General features: G+C 42.0%; 6 protein-coding genes and 3 pseudogenes. 2 read left to right on the top strand and 7 right to left on the bottom strand.

The features are described from left to right. The first annotated feature begins 221 nt into the window (after positions 1 to 221). Together modA and modB are read left to right on the top strand one after the other, a co-directional pair. A complete protein-coding gene (gene modA, locus LC586_RS39030) occupies positions 222 to 557 on the top strand; it encodes a molybdate ABC transporter substrate-binding protein (RefSeq protein ID WP_309143436.1) in 336 nt (111 codons plus the stop codon). Positions 558 to 642: 85 nt separating this feature from the next. After that, positions 643 to 1,233, top strand: a pseudogene (gene modB, locus LC586_RS39025) (molybdate ABC transporter permease subunit); the annotation flags it as partial. Between the two features lie 109 nt (positions 1,234 to 1,342). On the opposite strand, the gene LC586_RS39020 reads toward modB, so the two are convergent. The 7 genes and pseudogenes from LC586_RS39020 to LC586_RS43330 all read right to left on the bottom strand — a co-directional run. After that, the gene (locus tag LC586_RS39020; RefSeq protein WP_229491164.1) at positions 1,343 to 1,705 is read right to left on the bottom strand and encodes a hypothetical protein; all 363 of its coding nucleotides are present in this window, start codon (positions 1,703 to 1,705) and stop codon (positions 1,343 to 1,345) included. 124 nt (positions 1,706 to 1,829) lie between these two features. Then, on the bottom strand, positions 1,830 to 2,147 hold the full coding sequence (locus LC586_RS39015) for a hypothetical protein (protein WP_229491163.1): 318 nt from the start codon (positions 2,145 to 2,147) through the stop codon (positions 1,830 to 1,832). A gap of 424 nt (positions 2,148 to 2,571) precedes the next feature. Beyond that, positions 2,572 to 3,882, bottom strand: coding sequence for a nitrogenase iron-molybdenum cofactor biosynthesis protein NifN (nifN, locus tag LC586_RS39010; RefSeq protein WP_229491162.1), 1,311 nt, complete (start codon positions 3,880 to 3,882; stop codon positions 2,572 to 2,574). Continuing rightward, on the bottom strand, positions 3,882 to 4,085 hold the full coding sequence (locus LC586_RS43335) for a hypothetical protein (protein WP_438822969.1): 204 nt from the start codon (positions 4,083 to 4,085) through the stop codon (positions 3,882 to 3,884). The genes nifN and LC586_RS43335 overlap by 1 nt, the downstream gene beginning before the upstream one ends. Beyond that, positions 4,072 to 4,665: pseudogene (locus LC586_RS39005) on the bottom strand (nitrogenase component 1); the annotation flags it as partial. The gene LC586_RS43335 and the pseudogene LC586_RS39005, both read right to left, overlap by 14 nt. Before the next feature lie 494 nt (positions 4,666 to 5,159). Next, complete coding sequence (locus LC586_RS39000; protein WP_229491161.1) at positions 5,160 to 6,293, bottom strand: XRE family transcriptional regulator; 1,134 nt, start codon at positions 6,291 to 6,293, stop codon at positions 5,160 to 5,162. 495 nt (positions 6,294 to 6,788) lie between these two features. Beyond that, positions 6,789 to 6,897, bottom strand: a pseudogene (locus tag LC586_RS43330) (IS982 family transposase); the annotation flags it as partial.

Genomic DNA, 6,897 nt, shown 5'->3' with positions numbered 1-6,897 from the left:
TATAAGAGTAAACGCCGACAAGGCCCTGTGAAGGCGATCGCATCCTTGATTGCTCTGAGGAGATATTTAGTTCAAAAGTACTATAAATTAAGAAGTTAAGTTTTGGATGGGTGCGCTTATATTTGATCTATAGCTGTTGCCATAAAGGTTTGGAGTTTTGCACCGGGAACTAGTCTATATCGGCACAGTTGTTGGTAACAGTCAGTTCTAAGTGTTAATATGTGATTTTTTACCAGTTTTTCTTAACTTCATTAAAAATTCTTGATGCCGTTAAAAGCAAAGCCGTCTATGCCAAAGACGTTCGTCAAGCTCTCAATTACGTAGAATCAGGCAATGCTGACGCTGGGATCGTCTACCTTTCAGATGCTAAAAGTACGCCAAAAGTAAAAATTGTAGCAACTGCATCTGAAAAAAACCATTCTCCCGTCGTTTATCCGATCGCGGTTCTCAAAAGCAGTAAAAATGTCGATGCCGCTAAGGATTTTGTGCAATTTTTATCGGGCAATGAAGCCAAAACTGTGTTTGAAAAACAGGGATTTACGGTAGCTGGTAGTTAACACCAGAAAAATTTTGACAAGGCTGGTTGAGGATTCAACGCACTACTCAAACTAGCCCTTAAGCACCGTTCTTATCCACAAAACTATGCCACTGGATTTATCGCCCCTCTGGATATCACTTAAAACTTCATTTCTTGCAACATTTATTACCTTCTTCCTTGGCATTTGGGCTGCCTACTGGATGCTGGGATATCGCGGCAAAGGTAAATCCTTGATTGAGGGTGTCTTTGTTGCTCCTCTGATTTTACCCCCCACGGTTGTCGGCTTTTTACTGCTGCTATTTTTTGGTAAAAATGGCCCTGTAGGTAAACTTATGGAGCCTTTAGACTTCAGTATCGTTTTTACCTGGTATGGTGCAGCGATCGCAGCTACAATTGTTTCTTTCCCATTAATGTATAAAACTGCATTGGGAGCGTTTGAACAGATTGACACTAATCTTTTGCGGGTAGCCAGAACTCTTGGTGCAACGGAAGTGGCAATCTTCTGGCGCATCAGTCTACCTCTAGCACTGCCCGGAATTGTAGCGGCTACAACTCTCGCCTTTGCCCGTGCTTTGGGTGAATTTGGTGCCACGTTGATGCTGGCGGGCAATATCCCAGGACAAACGCAAACAATTCCAATGGCAATATATTTTGCTGTGGAAGCGGGAGCAATGGACGAAGCCTGGTTTTGCGCTGCATTGTTGGCATAGAAACGCCCAATCGTGGGCGTATGGGTAAGCACTAAAAAAAGTGAAATACTACTGCCTTGGTTAATACCAAATTTTCGCCTATTCACCTGTTTGACTAGGCTTCATCATCTGATGTTTCTTCAATCTCGATTTCCCAAGGTTCTCCTTTATAATCTGGTGAAAAAAGGTGAATTTTGGCTTTGTTGGAAAACTGCTTCAGCTTTTTGATGAACTGGGGAATAGCATCGACTATATGCAGATAACTTTCTATGTCATAACAGATAATGAGTAACATCAGAGGACTAGTATTTATCTTGAAATACCAGTGACAATTTGATAATAAAACTCGCATAATTGGGCCGCAGGCTTGATAAAATCGCCTGCAAGTAGCTTCTTCTAGTTGTCTGTAGAATAACTCGTTAAGTAGAGGTGCTCCAGTTGGAGGCAAATCATCTGCGGGAAGGGGGAATTTATTCATAGTAAATAACTAGGGATTAAGAATTATTAGTCAAAAAATACAATTCTCCTGCGTGTTTTCATCACGCCATCTTTGAATAGATGGCGCAACAAGCACTTTTGTAGTTGCACCCAAAGTCGGGAAATCATAGCAAGTCGGAACTCTCTGTACAAGTAACCTGATAGATAGCTGCGGCGATCGCCTCATGCGGTTTTTTCGGGTTAATTTTCTGCAAAGCGTCATGGAGGCGCTGATACAAAACCACCTCTCTATAACTACTGCGCCCGATCTGATGCTTACCCAAAGCAATATCTGGCTCTAATAAAACTGTGTAGCCAATCACCTCGAACCAAGTAAGCAAAGATGGTGTAATGACAGATTCTGTAAAGTCAAAACGGCAGCGAAGTTTTCTTGTAACACGACTCGCTTTGGCAGTTGTTTTTTTTAGCTGTGCTGGATTCATGAAGAAGACTTAATTTGAGTCAATGCAGAAGCTCGCGCCTAGCTTGCTGACATTGGTTAGTAACCTGAGTTCGGGATAATAAATCCTCAAAACCCCTTATTTCTCGTTGTTTGCTCCAAAGCCCCGGTTTAACTTGTTATCAATAAGCCATGTTGTTGAGATTAGTCTCATTTGTGAACCTTATTGACAAAATGATTCAACTTTAATCGCTTCTTTAAACACTTAGAGTTTGGCTCAATCCTTACATAATAAGCTTTTTAGCTTTTGGCTTAACCCGAACTCAGGTTTAGTATATTCACTAATGGACGTATACGGCTTGATACTAATTATCAAAGCTGAACTTGATCGGCAAGATTGTATCTTGTGCTACTTATTACCAATATTATTGGTAATAATGTGATAAACAGTTGGAATTGGGTCTGTATTAATGCTTAACCTTTGTTTCCTCCTGTAAAAACAGGTTGCCAATATCAAATAAAATTTGCATAGTACCTCGATAGCCAACCTTGGTAAATTGACCATGATCTAAGCGGTCAAAAATGGGAATCCCTTGACGATAGAGAGGAATTTTTAAGCGTTGAGCGATCGCTACTCCATGAGAGTTGGTAATTAGTAAATCAGACCCAACCGCCAGTTGCTCAAAGTCTTCCAAATCACCGATAGTGACGCTCTTAATCGGCAGTTTTTCTAACAGAGGAAAGCGTGTTGTTGTCACCGCTGAGTGAATCTCAACTCCTAGCGATCGCAAAAAAGAAACTGTTGACCAAAGTAAATCTGGTTCCAGCGCCAAAGAAACTCGCTTGCACCCAAAGTAAAAGTGATTTTCCAACATCATATATTGCAACTGACGACGTTGACGACGATATTTCTCCGGTACGGTGACACCACTGATATCCGCCAATGCTTGCAGAAATTTATCTACTGCTGCTAGCCCCGTCAGTTCACCAAATACTTCGTAAGGTATATTGAATCTCTGCTCCAAAATTTGCGCCCCAGCCCGCATACTATCGCCTAGCGCCAAAGTGAATACAGAACTGCCTATTGAGCGCAACTGTGCCAATGTAGTACCATGAGCTGTAATGGCACTAGAGGAATCTTCTATACAACCATCTAGTGAGCCAGAAAGGTCAGGTACAACAATAGGTAGGAGTCCAAAAGAGGTGACAATCTCTTTAATTTCCTGTACATCCCCTGGTGTGAAGGCAGAACTCGCCAAAATAGTGATTTGTGTAGGACAAGCGTCTTGCTTGGAGCTTTTTTGAGGAATTTCCCTGACTATACTCTCAACTGCACCAGCAAAGCCATCCTGTAATGTACCTTTGAAATCCGGTGTAGAGACAAGCACGATTGGTAAATAATCCAATTCTGGGTGACGGTGGCGAATCTCCTTAACAAAGCGCCCCATGTCATCACCTCTGGTTTCCACAAGTCCAGTGCTACAAAGACCGATAATTTCTGGTTTGGATCTCTCCACCAAAGTCAAGATTGCTTGTTCAACTCTTTCCTCGCCACCCAAAATGGTTGCAACTTCTGTCATCGCCGTACTGGAAAGGGGAATCGCCTGACGGAAATGTTGTACTAATACTGCCTTAGTCAAAGCAGTACAGCCTTGAGAACCGTGTAATAAAGGCATGATTCCCTTCAATCCCAAAAAGGCTAAAACTGCACCCACAGTTTGGCTTTGCTTCAGGGGATTAACTGCAACAGATGTACTCGTAACGCTAATAATTGCCATCAAATGTTCTCCTTTGGAGAATTTTCTACTTCAAGAGCTGACCACGGGGCTAGCTGGTATACTTGTTCCCACACAGGGTTGTAAAAAGCAGCATACAGTTCTCGTGCTACTTCTAAAATTCCTATATACCCTGCATAGGCATGATTGCGTTTTTGATTAATGTCTAGAAATGGAATCCTAGCAGTGAGATAGGTTGATGTCATAAGGTGTACTAGTGTCTGGTTGGGCTGTTCCAATAACGTGTTCTAGCAACGCTTCACCAGCGACACGGTTGCCCAAATTTTGGTTCCCAATGAATCCAGGACAATGTACTGGGATAGTGGGTATTCCTGTTTTTTCAGTAGCATCTTTGCAAACTCCCTCGATGTCATCCCCAATCAGGGCGGTGATGCAAGTGGAGTAAACAAATACTGCCGCAGGTTTATAGCGTCTTTCTAATTCTAAAATGCCTTTGTACAGCTTTTTGGCTCCACCGAAGATGATATCGTTCTCATCGATGTCCCTGCTAAAACGTATCTTATACAGCATCGAACCAGAGGAGAGACTGTTATAACTTCCCCAAATGCTGGCAGCACAGCCGCTTGGCCCGTGAACTACATGAGCAGCATCAGTGATTGGTACTAGGGTAATCATTGCACTATCAAAAGCGCAACTCCCTTGAGTAGTTCCAGGTTGGGGTAATTGTGTGGAGGACTTTTTTTTATGCAGTTTCTGCTGCTGAGGAGCATCTTCAGAATTGGAGTCACTGAGTGAATCGTTGATTTTTCCTGGGGTGGCATTCATTTGTTTGGTGACAATAAGTAGAAGTTATTAGGTGCTAGGTGAGTGTCAAAAAGGTTTTATACAATTCTCATTTATTAACCGTGTATCTAAAGGATTGAATAAAAGGGAATGATCAAGATAATTTGCCATTCCCTAAAACATAAATACCAACTAGGTTAGAGAAGGAGAAAACAAAAATGCGAACTAGACTATTAAAGTATTAATGTTGCTGTGTAGACCTTGAGAGATTAGTGTTATTACAGTGAGTTTGAAACAAATAAAAGTTAAGATTGGCTATTCGATTACCTCCATTTTAAAAGATTTTTTAGGATCAAATTCAACCCGAATTACGAATTATGTAGCTTGCTTCTCGCATTTGGCGAAGTATTACGAATTTAGCATTATCATTTGTTGTAATTCCCTGAAGGTTGCTCATACCTAAAGAGTGGTTGCAGCAGGATTTAAATTTACGCCAAGTTTTCCTTTAACCACACAACCAACCATTGCAATCCACTCTAAACAGTCGCTACAACTTCCCCGATTTTGCTGATATCGTAACCGCCGAGAATTTCAAATTGGGAGTGAACCATTCGATGTCCCAAAGTACTGAGCAACTGCTGTACAGGTGCTTCTTCTAAATATTCCTTGAAAATCACCAAATCATATCGTGACCGATGTAAAGGGATAAATCCCAGCCCAAAGGCGGTAGCTACAGATGCCGTACTCATACCTGCATCGGCAACTCCTCTGACTACAGCTTGGGCAACATCTTGGTGACTTTTGAGTATATTGTCAAAACCCTGAACAGCATCGAACGGTATCTGCTCTTTTTGGAGTGTTTGTTCCAAAAGCATCCGACTACCAGAACCTATTTCGCGGTTGACAATAGTCGCTCCCCCTGCCACTAAGTCACTAACTGTTCTAATTCCCATTGGATTGCCAGACTTTAATAAAAGTCCCTCCTCCCAGACACCAAGGGTAATCAGAACTGCTTCCCTCCCAGCCAGAACATCTCGAACAAAGGGAGTATTATACTCACCAGTCTCAGGATCGTACAGATGCATCCCAGCGATGTGCGCCTCACCTCTGCATAGACTGTGCAATGCAGCCATGCTATTGGCGAAGTTATATTGGACTCGCAGTTGGGGATGCCAGCGTTCGGTGGCTCTTGCCCATAGTGAAATTACAGGTGCACAACCAGCAATCACAACTGTGTTGTGAAGTGTGTCAAGATTATCGTCTAAAAGACGGACTCGAATTTTATTTGTACCTGTGCAAGTCTTACCCTCACCATCAGCCGGAATCATGTCTTGGCGAAAAGCATCCTTGCCAATCAAGGGATAAGCTATCCATTGTCCTCCCACACGAGCCATGCTAACTCGCAGTTGCTGACCATTAGGAACAGGTTTGGCAAGAACTGCTTCAATTTCAGGTAAATCCCGCTCTAACCAGAATAGATCCTCAACTTGACAGCCAAGCGCTTTGGCCAAGCGAAGTGTTATGGCTACTGAGGGAGCATATTGTCCCGACTCTACACCACTAATAGTCTGACGAGTCACATTGGCGATGTTAGCCAAATCTTGTTGGCTCATGCCTAAGCGAGTTCTAATCGACTTCAAGTTATTACGGAGGTCACTATCCTGCTTCATTGGCTTTGTCTCTTAGTTTCAAAAAGCCGTAGCGGATTTAAACATTGCATCTGCCAAGGCGAAAGTCTGGTCTAGGAGTTTATATCATTTCTCTTTGACGACATGACTGTGCTTTCGCTGTCTTGATTCCCCATATAAAAAGACTATCACAGATATTGCAAATTTGCTTGCCAAGCGCAAATTATTTTTGCGGGTGGTTGCTTTTTAGCCGCTTTTTTGGCTCAAAAGCCCCAAATTTCAATAAACAGAGCATTTGTTCAGTACAAAATACCTACCAATTAAATTGGTAATAAGTAGCATTTCATACAGTTTTAGAAATTTCTTTGGGCTTTGATGCTTGATAGGCGACTAATACAAGCCGTAGAAAACATACCAACCAATTTCGCTCTTTTTTGTCAGATATTTTTTACCCCCAAATATGATGTTTACACATTTTAATGCTAACTTCACGCGCATGGATGAAATAGTTCCTAATAGAACGTGAGTTCGACGGAACTAAAAAATAGCAGGAGGTAGTGCAGGCAAATCTTTTGGGTAAATATCAATCGAAGGTTTTTTAGGCAAATAGGTATAAGCAGTTAAACCAGCCATCAAATTAACCAAA

It is taken from the genome of Nostoc favosum CHAB5714, from assembly GCF_020829495.1.
In the GTDB taxonomy this organism is placed as follows: Bacteria; Cyanobacteriota; Cyanobacteriia; order Cyanobacteriales; family Nostocaceae; genus Nostoc; species Nostoc favosum.
Note: the sequence above shows the minus strand (reverse complement) of the source record. Positions and strands in the feature narration are given on the sequence as shown.